The sequence below is a fragment of the Micromonospora sp. NPDC004551 genome, assembly GCF_040609975.1.
Lineage (GTDB): Bacteria > Actinomycetota > Actinomycetes > Mycobacteriales > Micromonosporaceae > Micromonospora.
The window spans coordinates 267243-280029 of the sequence record NZ_JBEXLM010000003.1 but is presented as its reverse complement, the minus strand read 5'-3'; the positions used below and the strand labels follow the sequence as shown (position 1 = coordinate 280029).

Below are 12787 nucleotides of genomic sequence, written 5' to 3'. Positions count from 1 at the left end.
TGGGACACTCACTGACATCTCGCCCACTCCTGACCGGAGGCCGCGATGACCGACGATCGGCCGGAATCCCCACCACCGCGCCACCCCGCCGCCACGCCCGGCCACCGGCCCGGGCCGCCGGCTTCGCCGCAGTGGCCGCGCCAGCCGCCCGGACCGCCGGCCGCACCGGAGTGGCCGCGCCAGCCGCAGCCCGCCGCCGACGGTCTGCGGGGCTGGCTGAAGGGGCACTCCGGGTCACTGCTGACCGGCGCGACGGCGCTGCTGCTGCTCGCCTTCATCGGGGTGGTCGGCGGGGCCGTCCTGGTGTCGATGCCGTCCGCTGGCGGGCGGCCGGTGGTCTACCCGACGTTCGGCCCGCCGGCCGCCACGTCCGCCGCGCCGACGGCCCCGTCCGGCGCACCGGCCGCCTCGTCCGCCGCGCCGCCTCGCGCGTCCGGCCCCTTCGACGGCACCCCGGCCGCCGGGTTCGCGCAGGGGCCGGCCGGCATCGCCCTGCCCGCCGCGAAGCGGACCGGCCCGTTCACCGAGAAGCAGGTGGCGGCCGCGCTGGCGAAGGTCCGGGCGGTCCTGGTGACCGCGCGGCTGGACCGCCGGTTCATGACCACGGACGACCCGGAGCCGCTGATCCGGCAGTTCGCCCGGGACGCCCGCGCCGGCATGCGCAAGAGCTTCGCGTCCGACACCTTCGCCGCGTACGCCACCCGGCTGGCGCCCGGCGCCCGGCTCACCGCCGACCAGCCCAGAGTGAAGGGCCGGATCAGCTACCGGGCCACGAAGGACGCCGACGGCATCCGGATCCTGGCGGTGACCACCAACTTCGTCTGGTCGTACGCCTTCCGGACCAGCGGCACGGCGCCGGGCGACGGGCTGGTCGTCGTGCACGACACGGTGGTCTGGAGCATGCCGCATCCCGACGACGTCGAGCGCGGCTCGAACGGGCTGTGGATCGAGGACGCGAACTCGTACGCCGCCAACGTCGACTGCGCGGCCTTCGACCGGGGCCTGCTCGGCCCGGGCACCAGCGGCTTCGGCGGCCCGGACGGCCCGGACCCGAAGGCGGTCTTCGACCCCGCCACGACGCTGGACCTTCCGGGCGCCTGCTGAGCCGAGGGTCAGCGAACGGCGCCGACCACCGCCCAGCCGCCGGAGCGCAGCCGCAGCAGCAGGGCGACCAGCCGGAGCACCACGAACAGGGTCAGCCCGGCCCAGATCCCGCCCAGCCCGAGGTCGAGCCCGTAGGCCAGCCAGATGGCCGGCAGGAACCCGCCCAGCGCCGCCACGATCGTCAGGTTGCGCAGGTAGCGGACATCACCCGCGCCGATCAGCACGCCGTCCAGGGCGAACACCACCCCGCCGATGGGCTGGAGCGCCACGAACCAGGGCCAGGCGACCATGGCCTGCTCGCGTACCTGCGGATCGGAGCTGAACAACGACGGCACGAGGCCGGCGCCGGCGGCGATGAGCACCGCGAACGCCACGCCGCAGAGGCCGCCGAGCAGGGCGATCCGCCGGGCGAGGGCGCGCGCCCCGGCGGCGTCGCCGGCGCCGAGCGCCGCGCCGACCAGCGACTGCGCGGCGATCGCCAGGGCGTCCAGCACCAGGGCGGTGAAGAACCAGAGTTGTACGGCGATCTGGTGCGCGCCGACCGCAGCGGCGCCGAAGCGGGCGGCCACGGCGGTCGCGGACAGGAAGCTGGCCTGGAAGGCGACACCCCGGATGAGCAGGTCGCGGCTGAGCGCCAACTGCTGGCCGATCGACCGGGGCCGGGGGCGCAGCGGGACCCGCTCGCGGACCAGGGCCGCCGCGAAGAGGCCACCGGAGATGGTCTGCGCCACGGCGTTCGCCACGGCCGAGCCGGCCAGGCCCAGCCCGGCCGGGTAGACCAGCAGGGGGCAGAGCAGCGCGGAGAGCAGGTTGGGGCCGAGCACGAAGAGCAGCGGCCGGCGGGTGTCCTGGATGCCGCGCAGCCAGCCGTTGCCGGCCGCCGCCAGCAGCAGGCCGGGCGCGCCGAGGGCCGCGATCCGCAGCCAGGTCGCGGCGGCGTCGGCCACCTCGCCGGGGCCGCCCGCGAGGGTGCGCGCCAGCGCCCCGCCGCCGATGCCGATGGCGACCGCCACCAGCACTCCGGCGCCGAGGGCGAGCCAGGACGCCTGGACGCCCTCGGTCACCGCGGCGGCCCGGTCCCCCGAGCCGAACCGGCGGGCCGCGCGCCCGGTGGTCCCGTACGCCACGACGGTGCCGAGCCAGGCGGTCAGCGTGAGCACGGTGCCGCCGACGGCGAGCGCGGCGAGCGGGACCCGGCCGAGGTGCCCGACGACGGCGGTGTCGACCAGCACGTAGAGCGGCTCGGCGGCGAGGACCACGAGGGCGGGCAGGGCGAGCGCGGCGATCCGCCGGGCTGTGGCGGACTGGGCGGCGGGCGCGACTGTCTGACTCATCGCCGCCGATCCTGGCACGCGCCACGTAAGGCACGCAACCCCGCCCACTACTTACCTCGTTGAGCGCACGCCTCGGTTGATCATGAAGTTGGCGGCAGTTGTGGGAATCCAGAGCGCCGCCAACCTCATGATCAACACACCGGTGGGGCGGAGAGGGTGGCCAGCCAGGCGTCGGCCTGGCGGCGGGTGCGGAGGTGGACCACCGGGAGGGTGGGGGCGGTGGCCCGGAGCGCCGCGAAGATTCGTGGGCGAGAGCGGCGTCGGTAGTTCCAGATGTACCGGAGGAACTCCAGGTCGATCTGCTCGGGGCAGCCCTCGGGAAGGTCCGGGCGGGACGTGGCCCGGTGTGCCCGCCGGCGGCGCAGCACCCGGGCGAGGCAGCGCAGCCGGGGCGGATCGCAGAGCACCAGGAGGTCGGCGCGGGGCAGGCGGAGGTCGAGGGTACCGCCGTAGTTGCCGTCCATCACCCAGGCCGGGCCGGCGGCGAGTGCGGCGACCTCCGCTCGGAAGTCGGCGTCCCCGGCGGGGACCCAGCCCGGTCGCCAGTAGTGCCGGTCGAGGTGGATCAGCGGCAGGTCGAGCCGGCGGGCGACCTCGCGGGCCAGCGTGCTCTTGCCGGCGCCCGCGCTGCCGACGATCAGGATGCGGCGCACCGGGAGACGGTAGCGCCGGTGGAGCGACCGGAGCGGCGGTGACGTCGTCGCTACGGCGTCACCGCCGGGCGGCCACCGTCACTGACGGGTGTCCATCGAGGTCTGCAGCGCGCGGCGCATCTGCTCGCGCGCCTCGTCGGTGGTGTTCTCGGTCTGCGGCTTGCGCTTGGTCGCCATGGGAGTTCCCTTCCAGGGTGCGGACCACCGGAGCACGACGGCCCTGCTGGGCGCCGAGGCTCCGAGCGGCGCGACTGCCGCGCCGCGGCATGGAGCCGTCGGCCTGCTGAGCGCCGGCAGCGTGGTCCGGGATCACCGGAGCGGCTCGCTGGCAGCGTGAGCCCGGGTCGGTCTGACCCTGGAGGGAGGCGGCACCGGGTGTGGCACCACCGCCCGTGACCAGCGCCGAAGCACCGGCCCTCACCCAAATTAACGTTCACTTTCCACATGCTGCCCACTGTTCCCGCGATGCGGACAGCAGAGAATGCGGCTGCCTCAGCGCGCCAGGAAGTGCCAGCCCAGCCACCACCAGAAGCCGAACAGGCCGATCCGCCCGACCGGCACCGGGCCGACCTCGTAGCGCATCACGAAGGCGCAGACGTCGGCCAGCGACGGGATGCGCGAGCCCTCCCGCCGCGCGGCCCACTCGACGGCCGCGAAGAGCAGCAGCGCGGCCAGGAAGCCGCCGATCGCCACGACGCGCATCATCGGCGGACCAGGCCCCAGAACGCGGTCAGCCAGGCGAACCAGGCCGCCGAGCGGACCAGGTGATCCTCCAGCATGGGATCGGCCAGTCGGGAGAAGGTGGGGAAGTCGTCCCCCACCGCCAGCACGAAGGTGGTGCCCTCCAGGACCCCGAAGACGGTGACCGGCAGCAGCCACCAGAGCGCGCCGGGCGGCAGCCGCCGCGGCGCGGGCCGCCGGGGCGGCACCCGGTTGCTCAGCCCGACCCAGATCAACGCCCCGCCGGTGCCCAGGGTGTAGAGGTTGGCCGCGGTGGAGAAGGACGGCAGCTGCCCGCCGACCAGGGAGAGGCAGATGAACACCGGCACGGAGACGACCGGACGATCCCAGGCCCGGGGCGCCTCGACGGTGAGCTCACGGGGGTGATCCATCACCCGATTCTCCCCAGCGTCACGGAACGCGGGAAGACCGGCACGCCCCGGAGTCGCCCCCGGGTTCCCACCCAGGGGGTCAGGCGGGGAGCAGGGCGCCCGGCAGTTCGGCGCGGATGTGCTCGACCACCTCGTCGACGGTGCCCCGCCCGGTGAACCCGGCGGCGAAGCGGTGCCCACCGCCACCGAGCGCCGTGGCCACCCGGCTCACGTCCACCGCGCCCTTGCTGCGCAGCGAGACCGCCCACTCGGCGTCGCCGGACTGCTTCACCACGCAGCTCACGTCCGCCTCGGCGGTGCAGCGCACCGAGTCGATGAGTGCCTCCAGCACGTACGCCGGCTGGTCGTGCCGGGCCAGGTCCTCGCGGGTGGCGTAGGTCCAGACCAGCCCGTGCCCGGCGGCGGCCGCCGGTTCCAGCCGGGCCCGGCCCACCACCTCGCCGAAGAGGCGGACCGCGCCGAACGGCCGGGTGTCGAAGATCCGCCGCGAGATGTCCCCCGGCCGGATCCCGGTGGCCAGCAGCCGGGCGGCCAGCTCGTGCACGGCCGGCGTGGTGGCCTCGAAGCGGAACGAGCCGGTGTCGGTGCTCAGCGCCACGTAGAGGCAGGCCGCGATCTCCGCGTCCAGCGTCACCCCGAGCCGGTCCAGCAGCCCCAGCGCGACCACCGAGGTGGCCGCGGCGTGCGGGTCCACCAGGTGGATGGCGCCGAACCCGGTGTTCGAGGCGTGATGGTCGAGCACCAGCGCCGTGCCCGCCTTGTCCAGGCGGTCGACCAGATCGCCGAGGCGCGACTCGCTGGCCGCGTCGAAGCAGATCACCAGGTCCGGATCCGGGTACGCGTCGTCCTGCGCCACCAGCAGGTCGGACCCGGGCAGCCAGCGGAACGGCTCGGGCACCTCCGGCGGCCCGGGGAAGGTCGCCTGGAGCTGCCGTACGCCGAGCCGGCGCAGGCCCAGCCCGAAGCCGAGCATGCTGCCCAGCGCGTCGCCGTCCGGGTTGACGTGGCAGATGAGCAGCACCCGCGCGGTGGCGGGGAGCCCGCGTACCGCCGCGACGGCGGCCGCCCAGTCGGTGTCGGTCGGGCCGGCACCGGCCGGCGGGCCGCCCGCGGCGGAACCGGTCACCGGCGGTCGCTGCCGCCGCGCGGCTCCTCGTCCTCGGTCTCGTCGACCTCCGCGTCGGCATCCGCCTCGACCCGGTACGGCTGGGCCTCGCCCGCGTACTCGGCGTGGGCGGCCAGGCGCTGGACCTCGGCGTCGGCGTTGCGGGCCGCCGCGAGCAGGTCGTCGATGTGCTTGACCTGATCCTGCACGTCGTCCAGGACGAAGGTCAGGGTCGGCGAGTGGCGCAGCCCGAGCGCCTTGCCCACGGTGCTGCGCAGCATGCCCTTGGCGCTCTCCAGCGCGGCGGCGGTGCTGGCCTGCGCCGCCGCGTCACCGAGCACCGTGTAGAAGACGGTGGCGTCGCGGAGGTCGGCCGTGATCCGGGCGTCGGTGATGGTGATCATCCCGAGCCGGGGGTCCTTGATCTGGCTCCGCACCACCGACGCGACCAGTTCACGGATGCGCTCCGCGTGCCGGCGAACCTTGGCCGGATCCGTCATGTCCCCCACCTCCAGGGCGTCCTGCTTCCTACGACGACTCCAGCCCCGGCGCGCCTGACGCCACGCCACCACCTGAAGCCGTCGGCCGGCAACGGACGGCGCGGGCGCCGCCGGGTCCGACCCCTCAACATCTCGAACACTACCTGCGCGATCGCCGCCCTCGCGCGGGGCCGCCGGGTGCCGGCGGTCAGTCCTCCTCGCCGTGCAGGCGGCGGCGGACGGACAGCAGCTCGACCTCCGGGCGGGCGGCCACCAGCCGCTCGCAGGTGTCGAGCACCTCGCTGACGTGCGCCGGCTCGGCGGCCACCACGGCCACCCCGATCTGCGTACGTCCGTGCAGGTCGAGCGCCCCCACCTCGGCGGCGGACACCTCGAACCGGCGGAGCGCCGCGACGATCGGCCGGACGTACGACCGCTTGGCCTTCAGGGACCGGGAATCCCCCGGGAGCAACAGGTCGAACTGCGCGGTTCCGGTGTACACGGCGAGCAACGGTACGGCAGGGGCCGCGCCCCGGTCACCCGTTTTCCGTCGGCGCCACCGCCACCAGCACGTCCCGCTCGATCGCCTGGTCGACCCGGTGCGCGAAATCCCGCCAGCCCGGCCCGTCGACCACCCGCAGGCCCGCGTCGGCCAGCACCGCCTCGGCCGTGGCGCGCGGGGCCACGTGGGTGTTCCAGGACAGCCCCAGCGCCCCACCCGGGCGCAGCAGCTCGCGCCAGACCGGCACGGCGGCGGTGAGCAGGTCCAGCGGGCTGCGGGACAGGCCCGCGTCGGTGCGGCTGCCGTGCGCCACCCCGTACGGGGCGTCCGTGACGATCACGTCGGCGCAGTTCGGGCGGAGCGACTCGCGGGCCCGGGTGGTGTCGGTGTGCAGCACGGTGACCCGCTGGGTGGCCCCGGACCGGTGGGCGTCCCGGGACGGCGCGAGGACCACCTCGAAGCGCCGCGCCACGAGCCGGCGGTCCCGCCGCACCGGCGCCATCTCGGCGGTGTGCTTGAGCCGCTTGCGGCGCAGCCAGGTACGCAGGAACGCCGCGTACGCGTCCACGTCCTTGCCGTCGTGTTCCACGCCGATGCCGTCGTAGCCGTACATGAGCGCCTGGTTGAGGGTGGTGCCCCGGCCGCAGAGCGGGTCGAGCACCACGACCGGCCCGTCCAGCATCCGGGGCGCCGAGGCCGACGCCAGCAGGGTGACGTTGAGCAGCAGGCGGGTGAACTGCTCGTTGGTCTTGCCGGCGTACTTGGGGATGGTGACGAGGTCGGAGTCGTACCGGGCCAGGGGGTGCAGCGGCACCGGCCGGAGCAGGTCGTCGCCCACCCGCTCGAAGAGCGCGTACGCCGCCGACAGGTTCGCCAGGTGGGCCAGGTCCCGGACGCCGAGGCCGGGCTCCGGGGCCGAGAACGTCAGGTACTCCACCCCGCCGATCCGCTCGACCGCGGCGTCGGCCGGCGCCGCGTCGAGCACCCCGGAGCCGGCGAACACGGCCAGCTCGGCGCGGGCCAGCCGGGCGGCGGCGTCGGCGTAGACGCGGTTGGCGGAGGGGGCGAGGAGCAGCGCGTACCTGGGCACGCCGGAGATTGTCGCAGCCTGCGGAAACGGCGACGGCCGGGGCCCGAAGGCCCCGGCCGTCGCCGTCGTTCACACCGCTCAGGCGCGCGGCTTCTCCCGCATCTCCCAGGTCTCGATGATGTCGCCGACCTGGACGTTGTTGAAACCGCCCAGCGTCAGACCACACTCGAAGCCTTCGCGGACCTCGGTCGCGTCGTCCTTGAACCGCTTGAGGGAGCTGATCGTGAGGTTGTCCGCCACGACCGCCCCGTCCCGCAGCAGCCGCGCCTTGGCGTTGCGGCGGATGAGGCCGGACCGGACGATACAGCCGGAGATGTTGCCGATCTTGGACGAGCGGAAGACGTCGCGGATCTCCGCGGTGCCCAGCTCGACCTCCTCGTACTCCGGCTTGAGCAGACCCTTGAGCGCGGCGTCGATCTCCTCGATGGCCTGGTAGATGACCGTGTAGTACCGGATCTCCACGCCCTCGCGGTCGGCGATCTCGCGGACCTTGTTCGCGGCCCGCACGTTGAAGCCGATGATCGTGACCGCCTCGGACGAGGCGCTCGCGAGCATGACGTCGCTCTCGGTGATCGCGCCCACGCCCCGGTGGATGATCCGAAGCTGGACCTCCTCCGGGATGTCGAGGTTGAACAGCGCGTCCTCGAGGGCCTCCACGGAACCGGAGACGTCGCCCTTGAGCACCAGGTTGAGCGAGGTCTTCTCGCCCTCCTTGAGCTGCTCCATGAGCGTCTCGAGGGTCGCCCGGCCACGGGAGTTGGCGAATGCCGCCGCCCGCCGCCGCGCCTGCCGCTGCTCGGCGATCTGCCGCACGGTCCGGTCGTCCTCGGCGGCCAGGAAGGTGTCACCCGCACCCGGCACCGTGGTCAGACCCAGCACCATGACCGGACGCGCCGGCCCGGCCTCGTCGACCGGCTTGCCGTTCTCGTCCAGCATGGCCCGGACCCGGCCGTGCGCCCCACCGGCGACGATCGAGTCGCCGGCGCGGAGGGTGCCCTTCTGCACCAGCACGGTCGCGACCGCACCACGGCCCTTGTCCAGGTGCGCCTCGATGGCGACACCCTGCGCCGGCCCGTCGATCGGAGCGGTCAGCTCCAGCGACGCGTCGGCGGTCAGCAGCACGGCCTCGAGAAGCTCCTCGATGCCGATGCCGGGCTTGGCCGCCACGTTGACGAACATGGTGTCGCCGCCGTACTCCTCGGCGACCAGGCCGTACTCGGTCAGCTGCTGGCGGACCTTGTCCGGGTTCGCCTCGGGCTTGTCGACCTTGTTGACCGCGACCACGATCGGCACGTCCGCCGCCTTGGCGTGGTTGAGCGCCTCGATGGTCTGCGGCATGACGCCGTCGTCGGCCGCCACCACCAGGATCACGATGTCCGTCACCTGGGCACCACGGGCACGCATGGCGGTGAACGCCTCGTGACCCGGGGTGTCGATGAAGGTCACCGCGCGATCCTCGCCCTCGTGCGGGACGTGGACCTGGTAGGCGCCGATGTGCTGGGTGATGCCACCCGCCTCGCCGGCCACGACGTTCGCCTTGCGGATCGCGTCGAGCAGCTTGGTCTTACCGTGGTCGACGTGACCCATGACGGTCACGACCGGCGCACGGCTGACCAGGCGGTCCGCCGCGACCTCGGCGTCGAGGTCGATGTTGAACTGCGCGAGCAGCTCGCGGTCCTCGTCCTCCGGGCTGACGATCTGCACGTCGAAGCCGAGGTGCTCACCCAGCAGCAGCAGGGTGTCGTCGGAGCAGGACTGGGTCGCGGTCACCATCTCGCCCAGGTTGAACATCTCCTGGACCAGCGAACCCGGGTTGGCGTTGATCTTGTCGGCGAAGTCCGACAGCGAGGCGCCACGGGACAACCGGACGACCTGACCCTGACCCCGGGGGGCACCCGAGGACATGGTCGGGGCCGACAGGTTGTCGAACTCCTGTCTGCGCTGCTTCTTCGACTTGCGACCGCGGGTCGGCCGGCCACCCGGACGCCCGAAGGCACCCGCGGCGCCACCGCCACGGCCACGACCGCCACCACCCGGACGGCCACCGCCGCCGGCCGGGGCACCCGGGCGGAAACCGCCGCCGGGAGCGCCACCGCCGCCACCGGGACCGCCGCGGTAGCCACCGCCGCCGCCACCGCCACCGGGACCGCCGCGGTAACCACCGCCGCCGCCACCGCCACCGGGACCGCCGCGGAAGCCGCCGCCGCCACCGGGACGACCGGCGCCGCCACCGGGACCGCCACGACCGCCGCCGGGACCGCCGGGGCGACCCGTGGTCGGCCGCTGGCTCGGCATGGAGGCCGGGCTGGGCCGGGGCGGCATGGACGCCGGGCTGGGCCGCGGCGGCATGCCCGCCGGGCTCGGCCGGGGACCGCCGGCACCGGCGGCCGGGGGCCGCTGCTGCTGGCCACCCTGGATACCGAACGGGTTGTTACCGGCGCCGCGCGCCGGCGGACGACCGCCCGGACGGGCACCCGGGCCCGGGGTCGGGCCACCGGGACGACCGGCGGCCGGGGTGCCCGGGCGCGGCGGCACCGCGTTCGGGCCCGGACGCGGACCCGGACGGGGACCACCCTCGGTCGGGGGCTCGCGGCGGACGTTCTCCCGCTGCTGCTGGCGGGCGGCCTGCGCGGCCTTGACCGCGGCCTCCTGCTCAGCCTTGAGGGCAGCGGCGCGCGCCTCGGCGGCCGCCACCTCGATGTCGTGCGCGCTCGCCGGCTTGGCGACCGGGGTCGCCGGCTGCGGCGGGCCGGGGACCGGGCCCTTGGGCTTCGGTCCAGGGGTCGGCGCGGCCGGCCGCCGGGGCGGCATCGGCTTGGCCGAGACCCGGGGGGCGCCCGGGGTCGGGGACGGCGTCGGGGTCGGTGCCGGGCTCGGGGCGGCCGCCGGCGGGGCGGCCGGCGCCGAGGTACCACCGGCGGACGCGACGAATGCGCCACGCAGCCGTCGGGCGACGGGCGCCTCGACGGTGCTGGACGCGGACTTCACGAACTCGCCCATCTCCTTGAGCTTGGCGAGAACGGTCTTACTCTCGACCCCGAGCTCCTTGGCGAGCTCGTGTACGCGGGCCTTTCCTGCCACTGCACTCCTCACTCCGAGGTCGTGCGGGCAGCACCCGCAGCGACCTCACTCGTGCACTTGAAGCCTGGTCATTTCAGGGACTTCATCGTGTGCTCATGTCGGTCGTCCTACCTTGCTAGCGACCCTCGACCGGTCGGGTTGACCGGTCGTCGGGGTTTGCGCGTCAACGTGCTCCGCGAGCGGACCGTGGTCGGGGACCCCGGTGATGCGCAGTGCCCGCCCGAAGGCGCGGCGCCGCACCGCCTGCGCGAAGCAGGCCGGATCCGGGTGCATGTTCGCTCCCCGACCCGGCAGTCTGCGAGCCGGATCGGCCCGGAGGCTGTAATGACCAGCCTCGTCACCGACCGCGACTATCCGCAGCAACTCGCTGGCCGGCGCTCGCTTCCGGCAGCCCACACAGGTGCGCTCCGGCAGCGCGCGTCGTGCCACTGGAGGAAGTCTACCCCTAGCTGCTCGAGATCGCGCCGCCCGCCTCGGGAACGTGATCAGCTCCGCCCCGGCCGGACGCGCCGGCCTGCTCCGCGTCGGACCGGATGTCGATCCGCCAACCGGTCAACCGGGCCGCGAGGCGGGCATTCTGCCCCTCCCGCCCGATCGCCAGCGAGAGCTGGAAGTCCGGCACGGTGACCCGGGCGGTCCGGCTGGCCAGGTCGACCACCTCCACCCGCAGCGCCTTGGCCGGCGAGAGCGCGTTGCCGACGAAGGTGGCGGGGTCGTCCGACCAGTCGATGATGTCGATCTTCTCGCCGTGCAGCTCGCTCATCACCGCGCGGACCCGCTGGCCCATGGGGCCGATGCAGGCGCCCTTGGCGTTGACGCCCGGGGCGGTCGAACGCACCGCGATCTTCGTGCGGTGACCTGCCTCACGTGCGATGGCGCCGATCTCCACGGTGCCGTCGGCGATCTCCGGGACCTCCAGGGCGAAGAGCTTCTTCACCAGGGCCGGGTGCGACCGGGACAACGTGATCTGCGGGCCGCGCATTCCCTTGGCCACGTGCACCACGACGCAGCGGATCCGCTCGCCGTGGGCGTACCGCTCGCCGGGGACCTGCTCGGACTGGGGCAGGACGCCCTCCAGCTTGCCCAGGTCGACGCTGACGATGCCCTTCTCGGCCCGCGCCTCGTGCGCCTGCACCACGCCGGTGACCAGGTCGCCGTCGCGGCCGACGTACTCGCCGAAGTGCACCTCGTCGGTGGCCTCCCGCAGCCGCTGGAGGATCACCTGCTTTGCGGTCATGGCCGCGATCCGGCCGAAGTCGTGCGGGGTGTCGTCCCACTCCCGGACCACGGCGCCGTCGGCGTCCACCTCCTGGGCGTACACCGAGGCGGCCCCGGTCTTGCGGTCGATCTCCACCCGGGCGTGCGGCTCGGCGCCGTCGGTGTGCCGGTAGGCGGTCAGCAGCGCGGTCTCGATCGCCGCGAGGATCGTGTCGAACGGGATCTCCCGCTCGCGCTCCAGTGCGCGCAGCGCCGCGAGGTCGATGTTCACCTCTCCTCGTCCTCCAGATCTTCGTCGTCGTCGTCGATGTCGGTGTCGTCACCGAAGTCCTCGTCGGCCACCTCGTCCAGGCGGGTGAACTCCACCTGGACCCGGCCGGGCCCGAGCGCGGCGTACGGGTGCTCCGCACGGCCGGCGTCGGTCTCCAGCGCCACGCGCTCGTCGTCGGCGGCGGCGATGCGGCCGGTGACCTGCCGGTCCCCCTCCGGGCCGTGAACGGTCACCTTGACCAGCCGGCCGGCGTTGCGCCGCCAGTGCCGGGGCAGGGTGAGCGGGCGGTCCACGCCGGGCGAGCTGACCTCCAGCTGGTACTCGCCGGCCACGATGTCGCCGCCGGTCTCCTCGGCGGCGTCCAGCGCCGCCGAGACCGCCCGGGAGACGTCCGCGACCGCGTCCAGGTTGATCCCGCCGTCGGCGTCCACGATCACCCGGACCACGTGCCGGCGGCCGGCGCGGGACACGGAAAGGTCCTCCAGGTCGTAGCCGGCGGCGGTGACCACCGGCTCGATCACCTCGCGCAGCCGGGCCCGGCGGGCGTTCAGGTCGCCGCGGGGTGCGCCGCCCCGGTCTCCGCCACGGGGGCCGTCGGACCGGCGGGGGCGCCCCGAGGGCCCCGTCGGCCGGGTGGCACGGCCACGCTGCGTCATTCGGCGCACCTCTCTGCTGTTGCCACGGGCGCGGGGCCCCGTCGTGTCACTGCTCGGGCGGGCCGGTCGGCCCGCCATGCCGGCACGCCACCGGGGCGTCCGCGCCCGGTGGCTGCGCAGAGCGTAACGCGCGGGCAGGGCGGCGGCCCGGGCGGCGCACCGACGCCACCGGCCCACAGCGC

The 12787-nt window shown here is 74.6% G+C and carries 13 protein-coding genes; 1 reads left to right on the top strand and 12 read right to left on the bottom strand.

What is annotated here, in order from left to right; translation table 11 throughout:
• The first annotated feature begins 45 nt into the window (after window positions 1-45).
• Window positions 46-1104, top strand: a complete 1059-nt coding sequence (locus ABZW14_RS06720) for a hypothetical protein (RefSeq protein WP_355340874.1) — start codon at window positions 46-48, stop codon at window positions 1102-1104.
• 8 nt (window positions 1105-1112) lie between these two features.
• On the opposite strand, the gene ABZW14_RS06715 is transcribed toward ABZW14_RS06720, so the two are convergent.
• The 12 genes from ABZW14_RS06715 to rimP form a co-directional block, all read right to left on the bottom strand.
• Window positions 1113-2438 carry an MATE family efflux transporter gene (locus tag ABZW14_RS06715; protein ID WP_355340871.1) on the bottom strand — a complete coding sequence of 442 codons (1326 nt, stop codon included), beginning with the start codon at window positions 2436-2438 and terminating at the stop codon, window positions 1113-1115.
• A gap of 131 nt (window positions 2439-2569) precedes the next feature.
• Entirely contained in the window at window positions 2570-3091 is a 522-nt protein-coding gene (locus tag ABZW14_RS06710; RefSeq protein ID WP_355340868.1) for an adenylate kinase, read from the bottom strand.
• Between the two features lie 492 nt (window positions 3092-3583).
• Window positions 3584-3793 carry a DUF6186 family protein gene (locus ABZW14_RS06705; RefSeq protein WP_355340940.1) on the bottom strand — a complete coding sequence of 70 codons (210 nt, stop codon included), beginning with the start codon at window positions 3791-3793 and terminating at the stop codon, window positions 3584-3586.
• Complete coding sequence (locus ABZW14_RS06700) at window positions 3793-4203, bottom strand: hypothetical protein (RefSeq protein ID WP_355340865.1); 411 nt, start codon at window positions 4201-4203, stop codon at window positions 3793-3795. The genes ABZW14_RS06705 and ABZW14_RS06700 overlap by 1 nt, the downstream gene beginning before the upstream one ends.
• Before the next feature lie 79 nt (window positions 4204-4282).
• Window positions 4283-5329 (bottom strand): bifunctional oligoribonuclease/PAP phosphatase NrnA, encoded by a 1047-nt coding sequence (locus tag ABZW14_RS06695; protein WP_355340862.1) that lies wholly within the window; start codon window positions 5327-5329, stop codon window positions 4283-4285.
• Window positions 5326-5808 carry a 30S ribosome-binding factor RbfA gene (gene rbfA / locus ABZW14_RS06690; protein ID WP_355340859.1) on the bottom strand — a complete coding sequence of 161 codons (483 nt, stop codon included), beginning with the start codon at window positions 5806-5808 and terminating at the stop codon, window positions 5326-5328. The genes ABZW14_RS06695 and rbfA overlap by 4 nt, the downstream gene beginning before the upstream one ends.
• A gap of 187 nt (window positions 5809-5995) precedes the next feature.
• A complete protein-coding gene (locus tag ABZW14_RS06685) occupies window positions 5996-6289 on the bottom strand; it encodes a DUF503 domain-containing protein (RefSeq protein WP_355340857.1) in 294 nt (97 codons plus the stop codon).
• A gap of 34 nt (window positions 6290-6323) precedes the next feature.
• Window positions 6324-7379, bottom strand: a complete 1056-nt coding sequence (locus ABZW14_RS06680) for an SAM-dependent methyltransferase (RefSeq protein WP_355340854.1) — start codon at window positions 7377-7379, stop codon at window positions 6324-6326.
• A 78-nt stretch (window positions 7380-7457) separates the two neighbouring features.
• Window positions 7458-10460 carry a translation initiation factor IF-2 gene (gene infB, locus ABZW14_RS06675; RefSeq protein ID WP_355340851.1) on the bottom strand — a complete coding sequence of 1001 codons (3003 nt, stop codon included), beginning with the start codon at window positions 10458-10460 and terminating at the stop codon, window positions 7458-7460.
• Window positions 10461-10553: 93 nt separating this feature from the next.
• Window positions 10554-10889, bottom strand: coding sequence for a YlxR family protein (locus ABZW14_RS06670; RefSeq protein ID WP_355340848.1), 336 nt, complete (start codon window positions 10887-10889; stop codon window positions 10554-10556).
• Window positions 10890-10905: 16 nt separating this feature from the next.
• Entirely contained in the window at window positions 10906-11949 is a 1044-nt protein-coding gene (gene nusA, locus ABZW14_RS06665) for a transcription termination factor NusA (protein ID WP_355340845.1), read from the bottom strand.
• Complete coding sequence (rimP, locus tag ABZW14_RS06660; protein WP_355340842.1) at window positions 11946-12605, bottom strand: ribosome maturation factor RimP; 660 nt, start codon at window positions 12603-12605, stop codon at window positions 11946-11948. The genes nusA and rimP overlap by 4 nt, the downstream gene beginning before the upstream one ends.
• Between the last annotated feature and the right edge of the window lie 182 nt (window positions 12606-12787).

Bases quoted from the DNA above. Each gene is read 5' to 3' on its own strand.
- ABZW14_RS06720 (WP_355340874.1), top strand. From the start codon at position 46: ATGACCGACGATCGGCCGGAATCCCCACCACCGCGCCACCCCGCCGCC.
- ABZW14_RS06715 (WP_355340871.1), bottom strand. From the start codon at position 2,438: ATGAGTCAGACAGTCGCGCCCGCCGCCCAGTCCGCCACAGCCCGGCGG.
- ABZW14_RS06705 (WP_355340940.1), bottom strand. From the start codon at position 3,793: ATGCGCGTCGTGGCGATCGGCGGCTTCCTGGCCGCGCTGCTGCTCTTC.
- ABZW14_RS06700 (WP_355340865.1), bottom strand. From the start codon at position 4,203: ATGGATCACCCCCGTGAGCTCACCGTCGAGGCGCCCCGGGCCTGGGAT.
- rbfA (WP_355340859.1), bottom strand. From the start codon at position 5,808: ATGACGGATCCGGCCAAGGTTCGCCGGCACGCGGAGCGCATCCGTGAA.
- rimP (WP_355340842.1), bottom strand. From the start codon at position 12,605: ATGACGCAGCGTGGCCGTGCCACCCGGCCGACGGGGCCCTCGGGGCGC.